This window comes from Oceanobacillus sp. GQ8 (assembly GCF_059758495.1).
The window spans coordinates 640470-657853 of the sequence record NZ_JCAXEV010000001.1; the positions used below are offsets into that span (position 1 = coordinate 640470).

Annotated in this window: 15 protein-coding genes; all 15 read right to left on the minus strand. The window is 38.7% G+C overall.

Annotation, left to right across the window (positions count from 1 at the left end; genetic code table 11):
* Positions 1 to 90 precede the first annotated feature (90 nt).
* Positions 91 to 1128, minus strand: coding sequence for a recombinase RecA (recA, locus tag AC6CHS_RS03415; protein WP_036572983.1), 1038 nt, complete (start codon positions 1126 to 1128; stop codon positions 91 to 93).
* A 166-nt stretch (positions 1129 to 1294) separates the two neighbouring features.
* Entirely contained in the window at positions 1295 to 2554 is a 1260-nt protein-coding gene (locus AC6CHS_RS03420) for a competence/damage-inducible protein A (protein ID WP_498234104.1), read from the minus strand.
* Positions 2554 to 3132 carry a CDP-diacylglycerol--glycerol-3-phosphate 3-phosphatidyltransferase gene (pgsA, locus tag AC6CHS_RS03425; protein ID WP_036572987.1) on the minus strand — a complete coding sequence of 193 codons (579 nt, stop codon included), beginning with the start codon at positions 3130 to 3132 and terminating at the stop codon, positions 2554 to 2556. Before pgsA ends, AC6CHS_RS03420 begins: the two co-directional genes overlap by 1 nt.
* Positions 3133 to 3221: 89 nt before the next feature.
* Positions 3222 to 4142 (minus strand): helix-turn-helix domain-containing protein, encoded by a 921-nt coding sequence (locus AC6CHS_RS03430; RefSeq protein ID WP_498234106.1) that lies wholly within the window; start codon positions 4140 to 4142, stop codon positions 3222 to 3224.
* Between the two features lie 18 nt (positions 4143 to 4160).
* Positions 4161 to 4952 carry a DUF3388 domain-containing protein gene (locus AC6CHS_RS03435; RefSeq protein ID WP_036572989.1) on the minus strand — a complete coding sequence of 264 codons (792 nt, stop codon included), beginning with the start codon at positions 4950 to 4952 and terminating at the stop codon, positions 4161 to 4163.
* 250 nt (positions 4953 to 5202) lie between these two features.
* Positions 5203 to 5448, minus strand: coding sequence for a DUF3243 domain-containing protein (locus tag AC6CHS_RS03440; protein WP_498234108.1), 246 nt, complete (start codon positions 5446 to 5448; stop codon positions 5203 to 5205).
* A gap of 74 nt (positions 5449 to 5522) precedes the next feature.
* Positions 5523 to 6239, minus strand: a complete 717-nt coding sequence (gene ymfI, locus AC6CHS_RS03445) for an elongation factor P 5-aminopentanone reductase (protein ID WP_498234110.1) — start codon at positions 6237 to 6239, stop codon at positions 5523 to 5525.
* 9 nt (positions 6240 to 6248) lie between these two features.
* Positions 6249 to 7532 (minus strand): EF-P 5-aminopentanol modification-associated protein YfmH, encoded by a 1284-nt coding sequence (gene yfmH, locus AC6CHS_RS03450; protein ID WP_498234111.1) that lies wholly within the window; start codon positions 7530 to 7532, stop codon positions 6249 to 6251.
* Positions 7525 to 8817 carry an EF-P 5-aminopentanol modification-associated protein YfmF gene (gene yfmF / locus AC6CHS_RS03455; RefSeq protein ID WP_498234113.1) on the minus strand — a complete coding sequence of 431 codons (1293 nt, stop codon included), beginning with the start codon at positions 8815 to 8817 and terminating at the stop codon, positions 7525 to 7527. The genes yfmH and yfmF overlap by 8 nt, the downstream gene beginning before the upstream one ends.
* A 138-nt stretch (positions 8818 to 8955) precedes the next feature.
* The gene (locus AC6CHS_RS03460) at positions 8956 to 9915 is read right to left on the minus strand and encodes an ABC transporter permease (protein ID WP_379550257.1); all 960 of its coding nucleotides are present in this window, start codon (positions 9913 to 9915) and stop codon (positions 8956 to 8958) included.
* On the minus strand, positions 9916 to 10962 hold the full coding sequence (locus AC6CHS_RS03465; protein WP_498234115.1) for an ABC transporter permease: 1047 nt from the start codon (positions 10960 to 10962) through the stop codon (positions 9916 to 9918).
* Positions 10949 to 12487, minus strand: coding sequence for an ABC transporter ATP-binding protein (locus AC6CHS_RS03470; protein ID WP_498234117.1), 1539 nt, complete (start codon positions 12485 to 12487; stop codon positions 10949 to 10951). The genes AC6CHS_RS03465 and AC6CHS_RS03470 overlap by 14 nt, the downstream gene beginning before the upstream one ends.
* 204 nt (positions 12488 to 12691) lie before the next feature.
* A complete protein-coding gene (locus AC6CHS_RS03475; RefSeq protein WP_498234118.1) occupies positions 12692 to 13807 on the minus strand; it encodes a BMP family lipoprotein in 1116 nt (371 codons plus the stop codon).
* 95 nt (positions 13808 to 13902) lie between these two features.
* Positions 13903 to 14628, minus strand: a complete 726-nt coding sequence (locus AC6CHS_RS03480) for a GntR family transcriptional regulator (protein WP_106896701.1) — start codon at positions 14626 to 14628, stop codon at positions 13903 to 13905.
* A gap of 406 nt (positions 14629 to 15034) precedes the next feature.
* Positions 15035 to 17317 (minus strand): DNA translocase FtsK, encoded by a 2283-nt coding sequence (locus AC6CHS_RS03485; protein ID WP_498234120.1) that lies wholly within the window; start codon positions 17315 to 17317, stop codon positions 15035 to 15037.
* Positions 17318 to 17384 lie beyond the last annotated feature (67 nt).

Genomic DNA, 17384 nt, shown 5'->3' on the forward strand with positions numbered 1-17384 from the left:
TATAAAGAAAACCGGACATATTCGAATTTAGCTTCGAAATATCGTCCGGCATTAGTTTAATAGAATACTACTAAAATTTTCACTTCCTACTTACACATCAAAACTTTCCTGGCTAACCTCTTCTGCTTCTTCTTCGGGCTCTTCATCCAACTTATAATGTTGACGGATTGCTTCGTGGATTTCAGCCGTTATGTCTGTGTTTTCCTTCAGAAATTGCTTCGCATTTTCGCGACCTTGGCCTAACCTTTCTTCATTATAGGAATACCAAGCACCGCTTTTCAGTACAATGTCCAGATCTGATCCAATATCAAGAATCTCACCTTCTCTGGATATACCTTCACCGTACATAATATCTACTTCCGCCTGCTTGAAAGGTGGAGCTACTTTATTTTTCACTACTTTAATTCTAGCTTTATTTCCCATGATGTCGTTGCCTTGCTTCAAAGTCTCTGCACGACGAACTTCTAGTCTTACAGATGAATAGAATTTTAGTGCACGACCACCTGGTGTAGTTTCAGGGTTACCGAACATAACACCTACTTTTTCACGGATCTGGTTAATAAAGATAGCAGTGGTTTTTGACTTGTTAATTGCTCCAGATAGCTTTCTAAGTGCCTGTGACATAAGACGAGCTTGAAGCCCAACATGGGCGTCACCCATTTCACCTTCTATTTCCGCTTTCGGTACAAGGGCAGCGACGGAGTCTACTACGACGATATCTACTGCACCACTTCTTACAAGCGCCTCAGCTATTTCCAGTGCTTGTTCCCCAGTATCTGGTTGGGATAACAGCAATTCATCAATGTTAACACCAAGTGCTCTTGCATAAATTGGATCAAGCGCATGCTCTGCATCAATAAAAGCAGCCTGTCCACCTTTTTGCTGAGCCTCTGCAATGGCATGTAAAGCAACAGTCGTTTTACCTGAAGACTCCGGGCCATATATTTCAATAACACGTCCGCGCGGGTATCCACCTATTCCTAATGCAACATCTAAAGCAAGTGATCCACTTGGAATGGTTGCTATCTTCCTTTGTTCCTGCTCCCCAAGTTTCATTATTGATCCTTTACCAAATTGCTTCTCTATTTGTCTCAACGCCATATCTAACGCTTGTTTTCTATCGCTCACAACGTACTCCTCCTTCAGTTCTTCTATTTACATCATACATTGTTTTTTACCTTTTGCCAAGAAAAAAACGAATAAATGTTCCCTTTTTTTAATATGGTTCTATTGGAAAAAATAGCATTTTCCAGTATGAAGGCCAAGCTAGAATTAGATTAACTCCTCATACAACCTACTCAATAGTGGATTTTAAATAATTAAAAAGAAATTCTAATCCCTTTATTGTCGCCCGATGTCTTACTGAATTGCGATCACCATGAAAATGATAACATTTGGTTTCAGAGCGTTTATTCATGTGGTCGTATATGGAAACAAAGACAGTACCTGGTTGGTGGTCCTCCATTGACATAGGACCCGCAACTCCAGTAAATGAAATTCCATATGAACTACCCAGCAAACCACTTACCTTCTCAGCCATCTGTTCTGCACAAGCTTCAGAAACGGTCCCGTTTTCTACGAGGACCTCCTCTGATATTCCAAGTACATTCCTTTTTACATCCGTATCATAGCATACAATTGAACCTTTACAGGCAGCTGAAGCACCAGAAATAGAGACGAGCTTATCGGTAAACATTCCACCCGTTAGGCTTTCCGCTGCGGCTATCGTCCTACCATGAGATTTGAGTAAATCTATTATTTGTTGCTCGATCGTTTGCTCATCAATACCAAAAAGATAGTCCCCGAGTCGATCCTCTACTTGTGCTTTTGTTTGTTCTAGTAAAGAATCGGCTTCTGTTTCGGAATTATGTCTGGCAGTAAGCCTAATTACAACACCACTTTCTTGCGCTAGAGGCGCAAGAGTAGGGTTGCTTTGATTTTGAATTAAATCATATAATTCATGCTCAAGCTGGGATTCTCCGATTCCGATAAACTTTAATATCATTGACTTGATAACTTGTTTTTCACCTGTCAGCTTCTGCAAATATGGGAAAACAGATGTACTAGCTAAATGCTTCATCTCTCTTGGGACACCAGGAAGAAAAACCCATGTTCTCTCTTCATGGGTGACAATCATACCAGGTGCCATCCCAGCATGGTTTTCCAATACGCTAGCTCCTGCAAAAACTCGCGCCTGCTTCCGATTATTCGGCGTCATATTCGTTCCGCGTTTACTGAAAAAAGCTGTTATTTTATCCATGGAAGGCTCATGTTCTACGATGTCCATATCACTCATTGCTTGAAACGCCTCTCTTGTTAAATCATCATCTGTCGGGCCCAATCCCCCCGTCACTATAATCACATCTGAACGAGCATGGGCTTGGTTGAATATTGTTTTGACACGCTGCAAATTGTCTCCTACAACAGTGTGATGGTACACATTAACCCCGAATAAAGCGAGTTGTTGAGATAACCATTGTGCATTTGTGTTCGAAATTTGTCCGAGCAATAATTCCGTGCCTACTGCAACAATCTCTGTTTTTAATTGTTTCATCACTTCGAATCCCTCATAACATGCCAGTTTTTCATGAAGTAGTCAACACCCGAAACTATGGTGAAGAATAGTGCAGCATAAAGCATTACCGTACCGAACGGGAAGCCTATGTAGGAAAACGGGAACTGATGTAGAAGTAAAATTGCAATTGCGACCATTTGTGTTGCTGTTTTAAGCTTCCCCATGCTACCAGCAGCAAGTACTATACCTTCACCGGCTGCGACAAGTCGTAACCCTGTAACTGCAAACTCTCTACTTATAATGACAATAACAAGCCAAGCTGGTGCCATTCCCATCTCCACTAACAGTATTAACGCTGCTGAGACAAGAAGCTTATCAGCAAGTGGATCTAAAAACTTACCTAGATTTGTTACGAGGTTATGCTTACGTGCATAATGACCGTCAACCCAATCTGTAGCAGCTGCTAAAATGAAAAGCAAAGCCGCTATGAAATCTGATACAGGTAGAGACGTTTCCCCAATATCCCAAGTGCCCCAATTAAATGGAATACTTAACAATAGAATAAAGATAGGGATTAGAAAAATTCGAGATAGCGTAATTTTATTAGGTACATTCATTCGTAAATCCTCCTATTATGTTTACTATTATGTGTAAGATAAGTGATAAAACCCTTCCGTCTGTATAAAAGGGAAGGGCTTCTCTACAATTATTCTGTTTCCTGGTTAATTTCCAGCCAAATATCCTGACGCACTTTTGCATTCGCATCAACCGGATATTCCATCTCCACTCCATTTATCGTGATGGTTAAAATTGAGGCATTTCCGATCTTAAAGAATATGCGTTCTTTTCCACTTAAGTCAATCTCTAATGGGGATTTTTCACTGGTAAACATTCCTTCTTCAAAAAATGTCTCCCCATCTTCAGACTCCACAAGTAGCCATGTATCGCTTTCTGCTTCCAATGTTGCTGTTATTTCATCCCCAGCGTTATCTAGTGCGACAGTTGAGACAGGTGTAGATCCAGTCCCTTCTTCCACTACAGAGAAAGATGGCTCCGGCTGATTTTCTTCCTGTTCTTGTTCATTTGTCTCTTCCTGATCCGCATCGTCAGCAGTAGACTCATCTTCATTGCTTTCATTATCTTCATTACCAGATGCATTCTCTTGTGAATTTTCTGGGTTGGTTATAATAATGTCTTCTTCCTCACCTGGCGCATTGCTTTCATCATTCCCCATGGATTGCTTAATAAAATACCATGCAGCAAATAGGATACCTATAACGAGTATGACTGTAATAATTGTTGGCAAAATGGAAGAATGAGAACTGCTTTTCTCAGCATTTCCAGATTTTCTTGTCCGTTGCATACGAGTATATTGTACTTCTTCCTGTTCTTCTGTTTTTGGTACTTCTTCTTTGTACTCCTCTAACAATTCATCGGGGTCAAGACCTACCGCGTTGGCATATTCCTTAATAAATGCCCGTGCATAAAACTTACCAGGAAGGATTTTCATATTCCCTTCTTCAATCGCCATAAGGTAACGTTTCTGTATTTTGGTAGATTCTTGAAGACTTTCTAAAGAGATATTCTTCGCTTCTCTCGCTTCCTTTAACCGTACACCAATTTCCATATATAAACACCATCCATTTTAAAAATCAAACATTGTAAAGCCATTGTCCTGGCTAAAATCCTGCCTTTCAATCGGCTCATATGTAATTACTTCATCTTCATGGCTTCGAAGTTCAATGATATAATCAAAATCATCTATTTTATACTCCGTCGCCTGTACAAAGATATCTGGATGCTCAACCACCTTGATAGATGGAAGCTGCATCACCTCTCGTATTAACTGCCAATGTTTCTCATTCGCTCTGTTCTTTGAAACCACGCCATCAATAATATATATATTATCGGGGTTATATTCACCTTCAATCAGTTTACTGCGCACCGTCTGCTTTAGTAATGTACTTGACACAAACAACCATCGCTTATTCGCACAGACACTTGCTGCCACCACTGATTCCGTTTTGCCAACACGAGGCATTCCTCGAATACCAATTAGTTTATGACCTTCTTGTTTATATAATTCCGCCATAAAATCGACTAATAAACCAAGTTCATCTCTCACAAACCGAATTGTCTTACGGTCATCAACATCTCTATGAATGTACTTCCCGTGTCGCACGGCTAATTTATCACGCAGTTTTGGCTTCCTGATCTTTGTCACATTTATTGTATCCATTGTTTGCAAAATTGTCTTTAGTCTTGTAATATTTTCATCATATTTAGAGAGCAGAAGCATCCCTCTCCTGGAATTCTCTACTCCATTTATTGTGATAATGTTGATTGACAACATTCCTAGCAATGAGGAAATATCACCAAGTAACCCAGGGCGATTTATTTGGATTTCATATTCAAGATACCATTCTGTTCTCTCCATAAGATTACTCCTTAGTAAATAACTTCCTAAAATCTATCATGTCAATCCCTCTCTATATAATAAATGATTTTGACGTAAGTGAAAAGAGATTATCATCCATATGTGTAAATAAAGTTAGAAAAGTGTAAAACGCCGCTAAGAAAACTAGCGACTGGAGTGGAGTTAACATGGAAAATATACTCACAATAGAAAAAAAGGAATTGTACTATTTCTCTACAATTCCTTTTTCTTCATTAATTTTATTTGCTCATTACTTTTGAACAAGCTTAATCATTGTGTTTGCAATTGCTTGTTGTTCCTCTTCAGAAGCAGCGTTCCATAGTTCACGTAACACAGCCTCTTCTTCATTCTTAGCTTCTACGCTTTGTGAAAGGTAATCGCCTACTTCTTGTGCTACACTTTGGATTGTCTTTTCACTCATACCCTGTTGCTGGGCTTGCTGTAATTTATCCGATAAGAAACCCTTCCAGGAATCAAAATTATCCAATACTGACATACAGATGCCTCCTTCCATGTTATACACCTATAGTATTTGATGAAAAGCAGGCTTTATACATGGAATATGTTACATCACCAACCACCAGTCATATTAATAATTTCACCATGAATATAAGGAGAGTGCTTACCAAGTAAAAATGCGACTAAATTCGCAATTTCTTCAGGTTTACCAGCTCGTCGTAATGGGATCTCATCCAATATGGCTTCTATCTCGCCCTGGTCTAGTTGCGCATTCATTTTTGTCTCAATAAAACCTGGACTTATCCCATTAACTGATATCCCTGTTGGTCCTACCTCTTTCGCAAGTGCCTTAACAAAGCTGTTTTGTGCCCCTTTTACGGAAGAGTAAACCACTTCATTGCTAGCACCTTCTCTCCCCCAAATGGAAGTGATAAAGATGATATTACCCTCGTTTTTTTGAATCATAGAGGGGAGTAGATGCTTAGTAAGCAACCAAGGAGCTTTGACGTGCAACGATAACATCTCATCCATTACCTTATCCGGTGTTTGCTGGAAAACCCCATAATAGGCATGGCCTCCAGCATAAATGACACTATCCACAGAATAAGCGAGTTGGTTTATAAAATTCTGTATACCTTGTGGTTCTGCTAAATTTGCCTCAATTATATCTAAAACAGCTTCTGAATTATGCTTCCTTCTAAATTGGTGCAATCTTGCTTTGTTCTGGTAACCATGTAAAAGGAGGGCATAGCCGCTTAGCACAAGTTTTTCAGCAATTGCCATTCCAATATCTCCGCTTGCCCCGATAATTAATACATTCTTCCCCATTGTATCTCCTTATTCTCCTGTAATCACATGTACAGCTAATTGTTGTTCTGAAATCCATTCTTTTAAGAATCCGTTGGCATCTTCTAATGTAAGCGCCTGTATTTCCGGGATGATATTAAAGAAATCAATTCCCAGCATGTGATAATGCGTGTATTTACTTGCAATAAATTCAAGAGAGTTCATTGCTCTTAATAATTGTCCAATCTTTTTCTTTTTCATACGGCTAAAATCTTCTTCTAACAGATCATTATTTCTCGTAGAAAGCAACATTTCTTTCACTTTACTTGAAAAAGCTTCAGGTTTTTGTGCATTACTTCCAATAAGGGTATAACCAAAATTTCTTTCAAGGTTGGTTTCATAAAAGAAACTATCATCAATTAACTCTGATTGATACAACTCTTGATAAAAGTCCCCCCCTTTAGAGAAATAATGATCCATAACCATGCTCTGCAGAAGTTCCCGCTTTAAAAATTCTTCCTTCGTCAATGTAGAAACAGAGTCTTTAATCCCAATCGTACATTTAGGTACGGACACGGACATCGTTTGCTTTGCTTCTCGCTTTGCCACTTCCATCTTTTCTTCTGGAAATTGTCGTTTAATTTCATCCATTTTTTGAAATGTTTTTGCGTTCTGATTAGCTTCAATTAGTTCCATCATTGAACTAGGATCAAAATTACCAGCCAAAAAGAAGATCATATTTTCCGGGTGATAAAATGTATTGTAGCATGTGTATAAATCATCTTTGGTGATGGTATAAATCGAATCTACTGTCCCTGCTATGTCAATGTTTACAGGGTGTTCCTTAAACATGCTTTTAATCGTGCCCATAAACGATTGCCAATCAGGCTGGTCATCATACATCTTAATTTCCTGTGCAATGATGCCCTTTTCCTTCTCGACTGATCCCTCCGAAAAATAGGGATCCTGGACAAAATCTAAAAGTGTCTCCACGTTTTTTTCAATATGGTTCGTTGCCGAAAACAAATAAGCAGTTTTTGTAAAAGAAGTATAAGCATTTGGCGAAGCGCCTTGCTTACCAAAGTCTGCAAATACATCTCTATCTTTCTTTTCAAAAAGCTTGTGTTCTAAAAAGTGTGCAACCCCTTCAGGTACGGTCACTGCCTCATCTGAACCTATGGGAGTAAAGGTTTGGTCAATGGATCCATAATTTGTGGTAAAGAGACCATATGTTTTTGCCATCTCTGGCCTTGGCAATAGCAAAACGGTCAGACCATTATCCATTTTTTTCGTATATAGCGTTTCGGATATCTCCTCATAAACTTGCTTATTCATTTGCTTCACCATCCTTGCTTGTTAACAGATAAAGGGTATCAGCTTCCACTTTCTCAGCTGCTGAGATGACTTGTTCACGGTTTACTGCTTTTATTCCGTTGATTAACTGCTCAGGCGTTCTTTCCTTCTCAGCAAGGACCTGCTGGTAAAGCAATTCAACTAAGCCTTGCGGATGGTCCATTGTTTCTCGTAATTGATTAACAATAAGATCTTTTGTCTCTTCCAATTCCTCATCGGTAAAATCGCCTTTTTTCATGGCTTCAAGCTGCTCATTCATGATATCTCTTGCCTGTTCATAGTCCTTTGGCGCAATACCACTAAATACGATTAAGAGACCTTTTTGACTCTCCAGACGCGAGGAAGCATAATAGGCCAAACTATTTTTTTCTCTAACGTTAATAAATAATTTAGAGCTCGGAAAGCCTCCAAACATCCCATTAAACACCTGTAAGGCAAAATATGCCTCATCATGATACGTACAATTTGTACGGTACCCAATGTGTAGCTTGGCCTGCTGGATATTTTCCTTTTCCACTACCTCCGTTAATTCCCCTGAATTATTTTCATTAGGGGGGCTTACTTCCGTAGCCTGAGTATTCACTTGCTCACGCTTTAGCCTTGCGACAAGTTGCTGCTTTAATGCTTTTTCATCAAAATCTCCCTGTACATACACATCCAACTGGTCTTCTGAAATGGCTTTCTTATAATAGGCGAATAAGTTTTTAGGTGTTATTCCCTCCAGATCTTCTTGGTAACCATGTACATGGAGGGCATATGCTTCTCCTTTACACATTTCATCTATTAAGCGCATATTTGCATAACTCATTTTGTCATCTTTAATGGCATGAATCTTCTGATTTAGTGTATCCTTCTCACGTTTAACTACTTTTTGGTTAAATGCATCATTCTCTGCATTTGGTTTAAAAAGAAGTTCACTTAGTAAGGATATGCTTTCCTCTACAATTTTTGATTCATCCGGTATAAACTTCTCATTTGGTACTTCCAAACGAAAGCTTATAATATGTTGCTCTCCTTTTTTTGAACCATCGACCGAGAGTACGGCGCCATATAAGTCATCCAATTTTCTTTGTAGTTCCTTTTTTCCTGGATAGTTAAGCGTTCCTTGTTGCAAAATATATGGTAGTAATGCTCTTTTCGTGATCGTGTCTCTTTCTAGCGAAGCTTTCAGCTTTACAACAATATTAATTGTTTTGTATTTCTTATTATGGATAAAATGTAGGTTTAACCCATCTGTATGGACGACGTTTTCTTCAACAGCTTCCATCCTGTTTCCTCCTGTTCTTTTTATACGTGGCATTCTAGAGTACGTTGATTATTCTGTTCAATTTTACCAATTGTAATCCATTATAAAATAAAAAAATCTGACTTGCTACTAAATGCAAGTCAGATTTCTGCACAGATTTTATCTGCTTCCTTTAATATATGGCTCTCCATTAGCTCGTGGAGCTTCAGAGCGACCGATAAACCCAGCCAAAGCTAGAATTGTCAGTACATATGGTGCGATTAATAAAAATACCTGTGGAACATCAGCAAGCAATGGAATTCCCGCCCCAATTACACTTAGACTTTGGGCAAATCCAAAAAACAATGCTGCGCCCATCGCGCCAAGGGGATGCCACTTACCGAAAATTACTGCTGCTAAAGCCATAAACCCTTGTCCAACGATAGTAGCGTGTGAGAAATTTAGTGCAATAGTTAAGGCAAAAACAGAACCACCCAATCCACCAAATGCTCCAGAAATAATGACTGCTACGTAACGCATCTTCGTAACGCTAATTCCATTGGTATCTGCAGCCATCGGATGTTCTCCCACCGCACGCAATCTTAAACCAAATGGAGTTTTATACATAATATACCAGCAAACTAGCGCTAATATAATCGATATATAGGAGATAACATAGATCCCTTCAAAGAAGATTGGCCCTAAAACTGGTATGTCTGATAAAAGCCAAACATCTGTCGTGTAAAAAGGTTGTGTGACCATGTCGGTCTGTCCTTTACCATAAAACTGTTTGGTTAAAAATATACCAAGTCCTAATGCCAAGAAATTAATAGCTACACCACTTACAACCTGATCTGCTCTAAACGACACAGCTGCTACAGCATGTATCACGGAAAAAATTGCGGAAACAACCATGGCAACTAGGATGGAAACCCATGGTGTCCATGGACCTAAAACATCTGCGAAAGTTAAATTAAACACAATCCCAACAAACGCTCCCATTACCATTAGCCCTTCAAGGCCAATATTAACGACACCTGATCTTTCACTGAACACTCCGCCTAGCGCTGTAAAAATAAGTGGCGCAGAGAAGAAGAGTGCTGGTGGAATAACCTGTGCTAATAACTCAATAACCCCCATCTATTTCTCCCCCTTTTTTAAACGAAGCAATACCCAGCGAATAATATAGCTTGATGCAACAAAAAAGATAATGAGTGCAATGATAATATCAACTAACTCGTTTGGCACGCCAGCTTCTGTCGGCATGTTCAACGCTCCTACCTTTAATGCACCAAAAAGAAACGCGGCTAAAATGACTCCAATCGCTGTATTAGCACCCAATAGAGCAACAGCTATTCCATCAAATCCAAGGTTTGTAAAGCCTGAACTTACAGACATGTTACCATAGGTCCCAAGCCCCTCCATTGCTCCAGCAAGACCTGCAAATGCTCCAGATATAACCATTGCAAGGATAATATTGCGTTGAACATTCATACCTGCATATTTCGATGCATGCTGGTTATAACCAACAGACTTTAATTCATAGCCAATAGAAGTTCGTTCAATTAAAAACCACATAATGATAGCTGCGAATAATGCAATTAAAATTCCATAATGCATTCTTGAGAAAAAAGTTAGGTTCTGCAACCATTCTGATGAAAGAGAAGCAGTTGCAGCAATTTTATCTGTTTTATCCTGATTATCGGATAGGACAGAACGAATTAAGGCATTTGAACTGTATAAAGCTACATAGTTAAGCATGATCGTAACAATAACTTCATGTACTCCAAGTCGTGCTTTCAGAAGACCTGGTATAAAGCCCCAAATTGCGCCAGCCAAAGCAGCAACGATCACCGCAAATGGGAGATGAATATACATTGGTAAATCAAATGTAATTCCTACCCAAATTGCTGCAAGCCAGCCCACAATAACCTGGCCTTCTGCACCGATATTAAATAATCCAGTTCGAAAAGCAAATGCTACAGCCAGTCCGGTAAGGATATATGGCGTTACTTGTCTGACTGTTTCACCTACAAAATACATATCTCCAAAGGCGCCTTCCCATAAGGCAGCATAGCCCTCAATAGGGTTATATCCAAACCCGAGCATAATAACGGCACCTGATAGAAGACCAATTAATACTGAAATAACCGGAACCAAGATGTTAAACATTTTATTCGAGGTCATTTACAACACCCACCTTTTCTTCTGAACTTCCGGCCATCAGTAGTCCCAATTTTTGTTCGTTTGTTTCTTCAGGTTTCACATTTGCTACAATTTCACCATCAAAAACAACTGCAATCCGGTCACTAACATCAAGGATTTCATCCAGTTCAAAGGAGACTAGTAAAATTGCCCGTCCTTTATCTCTTTCTTCAATCAACTTTTGATGAATAAATTCAATTGCTCCTACATCAAGACCTCGAGTAGGCTGTGCGGCAATTAATAGATCTGGTGAACGGTCAACCTCACGACTGATAATCGCTTTTTGCTGGTTTCCCCCCGATAGTGCACGAGCTTTTGTATAAACACTAGGCGTTCGAACGTCGTATTCTTTAATCAATTTTTCTGCTTTATCGTAAATTTCTTTGTAGTTTAATACTTTGTATTTAGAATATGGTTTTTTATAATAGGTTTGGAGCACAATGTTTTCGCCTATTGGAAAATCTAGGACTAATCCAAACTTATGTCTATCTTGTGGAATATGCCCGACTCCACTTTCCGTCACTTTACGAGGAGATAAATTTGTAATCGCTTTTCCATTTAACTCGATGGAGCCTTTTTGAGCTTTTTTTAATCCCGTAATGGCTTCGATTAATTCACTCTGTCCATTACCATCTACTCCCGCAATTCCAACAATTTCACCAGCACGGACTTCTAGGTTTAATCCTTTTACCATATCAACTTTTCGTGAATCCTTCACGTGTAAGTTATTCACCTTTAATATGGTCTCTTTAGGCTGTGCAGGTGTTTTTTGTGTCTTAAACGAAACATCCCTACCGACCATTAAGGAAGCCAGTTCATCAACAGACGTATCGGCTACATTGACTGTACCAATACCTTTTCCTTTTCTTATTACAGTACATCGGTCACATATTTGCATAATTTCTTTTAATTTATGTGTTATTAGGATGATAGATTTACCTTCTGCAATTAGAGACTTCATAATCTGCATAAGTTCAATTATCTCCTGTGGTGTTAATACAGCAGTAGGTTCATCAAAGATAAGTACATCTGCTCCACGGTATAAGGTCTTCAAGATTTCTACCCGCTGTTGCATTCCAACCGAAATATCTTGGATTTTCGCTCTTGCATCCACCTTTAAACCATATTTATTGGATAACGCTTGTACTTCTTTTTCTGCCTTTCGTAAATCGATTTTCCCCATGGAAGTCGGTTCAGCACCTAAGATAATATTTTGCGTGACGGTAAAAGGCTCTACAAGCATAAAATGTTGATGCACCATACCAATTCCATGGTCATTCGCGACATTTGGATCGGTCATGTTCACTGGTTTCCCTTTAACTCGGATTTCCCCATTTTCAGGGTGATATAATCCAAAGAGTACATTCATTAATGTTGATTTCCCTGCACCATTTTCTCCTAGCAATGCATGAATTTCCCCTTTTTTTAGCTGTATGGTAATATCATCATTGGCTACAATTCCTGGGAATTCTTTACGTATATTTAACATTTCAACAACATAGTCCACCAAAAATCAACCTCCTTATGAGCAGAATTATCTGAATAAAATCGTTATACTTAAAATGAAGATCGCCAACTGAAGGAGCGGGATACTACCCTTCAGTTGAAGATCTTCTTAATAGAACATGACATCATGGCATAGGTTAAATTTACAATCTTGATTTATAGTGAAAAAGGCTGTCTATCAGCCTTTTTCACGTTTTCTATTACCTTATAATTCTTCTTCGAATGCTTTTAGTTCGTCTCGAGTTTGAGGAACCTCAACATCCCCATTAATGATCTTTTCTTTCCACTCATTAACTGCTGTTGCAATTTCTTCTGTGTATGCTTCTTCATTTGTTTCAGCAATCCCGATTCCTTCATCTTCTAGTCCAAATACGAGTACTTCCCCTCCAGGGAACTCTCCGTTAAGACCTTGGTTACTTACTTCGATAACGGAAGTATCTACACGTTTCACCATAGAAGTTAATGTTACGTTGTGGTCACCAATTGCACCTTCTTCATATTGGTCACGGTCAACCCCAATTACATAGATTTCTCTCTCTGGATCTTTTTGTTTTAAATCTTTTGCCTGTGCAAATACACCATTCCCAGCAGCTCCTGCTGAATGATAGATCACATCTGCTCCATCATTGTACATACGTGTTGCAATTAATTTACCATCTGCAGCAGAACTGAAGTTACCTACATATTGAATATCTACTTCAATGTCAGGGTTTACAGATTTAGCACCTGCTACAAATCCTGATTCAAATTTATTAATTAATGCAGAATCTACGCCACCAATGAAACCTAGCTTATCTGTGTTTGTTTTCATTGCTGCAGCTACACCTGTAAGGAATGAACCTTCATGCTCCGCAAAAGTAATACTCGCTACATTCGGTGCATCTACTACTGTATCAACGATCGCAAAGTCATTATCTGGGTTTTGTTTTGCAATTTCAGCAATTGCATCTTCAAGTAGAAAACCAATTCCGAATACTAGATCATAGTCATTACGAACAAGACGAGTCATGTTTGGAAGATAATCAGACTCATCTTCTGATTGTGCATAGTCGAATCCATCTGCTTTTGATAGATCATGTTCTTCTCCCCATGCTTGTAACCCTTCCCATGCAGATTGGTTAAATGATTTATCATCAACGCCACCTTCATCTGTTACCATTCCGACAGTATAATCTGCAGAACCCTCTTCAGAAGATCCCTCAGACGACCCTTCACCTTCGCTATTACCACTCGATTTTTCATCACCGCCACCACATGCAGCTAATACAAGACCAAGACTTAGCAATAATGCAAACAATAAAATAAATTTACGATTCTTCAACATTGTTACCCCCTGTTTTCTTTAATATTGTGAAAATTTAGCGCCCAGTTATCTCGTTAACTATCACCTCCCCAAATGCTTTCTATTACGATTGGCTACATTCTTTTACGTAACACGTGGAAACTAAATACATCTGAACGAAAATAGTTTGCAGAATAGAGGACTGGTTCGTCTGTTTCCGTATAGTGCATCTGCTTTAACAGTAATAGAGATTGCTCTGGTTCACAGTTAAGAATACTGTAAATCCTTTCATGATAACTAACTGGTTCGATATAGGTTACAGCATAAGCGACACGCTTATCTGTATACTCCTCAAGTAATTGAAACAGTGAATCTTCTTCATGCACTCTCTCCAATGGAATTAAATGTGAAGGTATTTTATCAATACAGAAAACTACTGGTATATTATCGGCAGTTCTTACTCGCTCAATTTTTGCAAGAATATCAATTTGCTCAGGTGCGAATCTGTTTCGTTCTTCATCTGTTGGTTCTAAAAATTCTGTTGTCAAATACTGAGAGGCTGCCTTTTTACCTGATTGTTCAATCATATCTGTAACACTATTTAACTGTTCAATGCCAGAGGAAAATATCGGCTTTTGATTAACGAATGTTCCCACACCATGTCTTCTTGTAACAATATTATCTTCTTCTAGTATGCGTAATGCTTCCCTTAATGTAGCTCTAGATACTCCTAAAAGCTTGGATAATTGAAATTCAGAAGGAAGCTTTTGCTTTTCTTTATATTTACCGCTTTCAATATCCCGTTTAATTTCATCTATTACTTGAAGGTATAAATGCCTAGCATCGATTTTAATAGACATGAAGAGCTTCCCCCATTCTCTCCGGTATGTAAAGTCTAGAGAGTTCAGACCTCTGACGTTTGACATATCTCTCATTTATTCGAGATAAATCATACCATTAATAGAAGAATAAATAAATAGTTATAGGACAAATTCCTTAAATAATTTGCTAATAATTCGACGTTTTTCTACAATAAGCCTTTATAGATCACACAAAAACCAGTTTTCATACCGCAAACGCTTTCTTTGTTTAATTCACATTAACACTTCTATTACCTAAATGATTATAATTTGATTCCTTTTATACTACCTTATGTAATAAGATCTGTTTGGGCGTGACAACTACCGAAGTATATCTGCAGCTAAAAACACAGCAGGTCACTATGGATAGTGCCTGCTGTGTTTTTTAATATATAAATAGATTCTACTAAGAAGATTTTTCTTCTGAATGTGTTACGAGTACTGTACGTGGTTTACTTCCCTCATATGGGCCAACTATCCCTCTGTCTTCCATCGCATCTATTAACCTTGCAGCCCTTGTGTAGCCTATTCTGAACCTTCGTTGTAGCATGGAAACACTAGCGCTTTGCATTTCAGTAATTAATTGGACAGCATCGTCAAATAGTTCATCACTTACTTCTTCACGAACCTCGTTCGTATCATCTGGAATCATTTCCTCCTGATACGAAGCCTTTTGTTGATCAATACAATGATCGACTACTCTTTCTACTTCTTCATCTGAAAGAAAAGCACCTTGTACACGGGTCGGCTTGGAAGCACCAACTGGGAGAAATAACATATCACCTCGACCAAGTAATTTCTCAGCACCACCAGAGTCTAAAATTGTTCTAGAATCTGTTTGTGAAGAAACACTAAATGCAATCCTAGAAGGAATATTAGCTTTTATCACTCCTGTTATAACATCGACAGAAGGACGCTGTGTTGCAATAATCAAATGAATGCCGGCCGCACGAGCCATTTGTGCCAACCGGGTGATCGCATCCTCTACGTCATTTGAAGCAACCATCATTAAATCTGCCAGCTCATCGACCAATACTACAATGTACGGAAGATTTGGCTGTGTCTCCTCAGTGGTTTGATTAGACTTTCTTATATATTCGTTATATCCTTCAATATTACGTGTGCCAGTATCCGAAAACAGTTCATATCTTCTTTCCATCTCGGAAACTACTTTTTGTAAAGCTCTTGATGCTTTTTTCGGATCTGTCACGACTGGTGCCAATAGGTGAGGAATCCCGTTATAAACATTTAATTCCACTTTCTTCGGGTCAATCATCATCATTTTAACCTCATGGGGCTTTGTCCGCATAAGAATGGTTGTAATAATGCCATTAACACAGACACTTTTCCCGCTACCGGTTGCGCCTGCTATAAGCATATGCGGCATTTTATTAAGCTCTGCTACTACGGCTTCACCCGAGATATCCCGTCCAAGTGCAAACAACAATTTTGCAGATGGGTTCTGTAACGTTTTATCTACCACTTCACGGAGGCTTACCATCGCAACTTCTTGATTAGGCACCTCTATACCGACTGCTGATTTACCTGGAATAGGAGCTTCAATTCTTATATCCTTTGCTGCAAGGGCAAGAGCCAAATCGTCATGTAACCCTACAATTTTACTTACCTTTACACCAGCTTCAGGATACACTTCATATTTCGTTACCGCTGGCCCTACATGGACCTTTGTGACTCTTGCTTTAACTCCAAAACTATGAAATGTCTTTTCTAGTTTTCTAACAGTTGCCTGAATCTGAGACTTTTCCTGCTGCTGTGAGTTATTAGCAGGCTCTGCTAATAATTTAGGGGATGGGAGTACATACTCATGATTCTCAGGCTCAGTCATTGGCATATTTTCCATAATATCGTCTACACTAGTATCTTCTTTTTCAGTATCATCATTCTTTTCCTGAGGAGCATCCTGTTTTGATAGTTCTGAAGCAGCGTATGTAACATCAGTAAAGTCTTGGATTACCGGCTCATTTTCATATGCCTCTAACGGAACTTCTGCTACTTCAGTCGTATCAAGTTCTTCGATCTCTTTATCCTGTTTACGTTTACGTTTTGCTTCCTTATTATTTGCTGCTTTATCTTTATAGTTACTTATCATTTGTGCTAATTTTTTTCCAAACTTGGAAAATAAGTCTCCAATGGAGTATTCTGTCATAAAGATAATTCCGATTAAAATAGAAAAAACGGAAACTATTTTTGCACCGACTAAGGAAAATAAATAATAGCAAAAGGTGAATAGTAATGCTGCAACCATACCTCCCCCAAACATAGCGTTACTCGTCTGCCCATTTAAACTGGAAATAAAATTATCCCATGAAGCAGCCATAATGGAGACATTACCATTTTGCACAACTTGCTCATATGCTTGTATATGCGTTAGCAATAAAACGCCACCAAATACAATATAGAAGCCTACCAATCTCTTGTTAGTCAAATCCGGATATCTTCTTTTAACAACCAGCAATACACCAGTTATGAGTAATAGAAGAGAAGCAACAAAATACCAGATTCCAAAAAAGAATCGAAATACATGTTCTAACCCACCAGGAATTGCACCGTCACTAATTGCACCTGCTCCACTACCAAGTATTGCTAGAAAGATAAATAGTAGACCTAAAAGTTCATATTTAAGTTGTTTTTTTAACTTACTGTTTCTTTTTTTTCTTTTTTTTGCCATTTTTTCACCTCTGTTCTACCACGCATTATGACGATTAAACCCCTGCCGTTTACCGACAAGGGTTATT

Bases quoted from the DNA above. Each gene is read 5' to 3' on its own strand.
- pgsA (WP_036572987.1), bottom strand. From the start codon at position 3,132: ATGAATGTACCTAATAAAATTACGCTATCTCGAATTTTTCTAATCCCT.
- ymfI (WP_498234110.1), bottom strand. From the start codon at position 6,239: ATGGGGAAGAATGTATTAATTATCGGGGCAAGCGGAGATATTGGAATG.
- AC6CHS_RS03440 (WP_498234108.1), bottom strand. From the start codon at position 5,448: ATGTCAGTATTGGATAATTTTGATTCCTGGAAGGGTTTCTTATCGGAT.
- AC6CHS_RS03480 (WP_106896701.1), bottom strand. From the start codon at position 14,628: ATGTCTATTAAAATCGATGCTAGGCATTTATACCTTCAAGTAATAGAT.
- yfmF (WP_498234113.1), bottom strand. From the start codon at position 8,817: ATGGAAGCTGTTGAAGAAAACGTCGTCCATACAGATGGGTTAAACCTA.
- AC6CHS_RS03485 (WP_498234120.1), bottom strand. From the start codon at position 17,317: ATGGCAAAAAAAAGAAAAAAAAGAAACAGTAAGTTAAAAAAACAACTT.
- yfmH (WP_498234111.1), bottom strand. From the start codon at position 7,532: ATGAATAAGCAAGTTTATGAGGAGATATCCGAAACGCTATATACGAAA.
- AC6CHS_RS03435 (WP_036572989.1), bottom strand. From the start codon at position 4,952: ATGGAGAGAACAGAATGGTATCTTGAATATGAAATCCAAATAAATCGC.
- AC6CHS_RS03465 (WP_498234115.1), bottom strand. From the start codon at position 10,962: ATGACCTCGAATAAAATGTTTAACATCTTGGTTCCGGTTATTTCAGTA.
- AC6CHS_RS03430 (WP_498234106.1), bottom strand. From the start codon at position 4,142: ATGGAAATTGGTGTACGGTTAAAGGAAGCGAGAGAAGCGAAGAATATC.
- AC6CHS_RS03420 (WP_498234104.1), bottom strand. From the start codon at position 2,554: ATGAAACAATTAAAAACAGAGATTGTTGCAGTAGGCACGGAATTATTG.
- AC6CHS_RS03460 (WP_379550257.1), bottom strand. From the start codon at position 9,915: ATGGGGGTTATTGAGTTATTAGCACAGGTTATTCCACCAGCACTCTTC.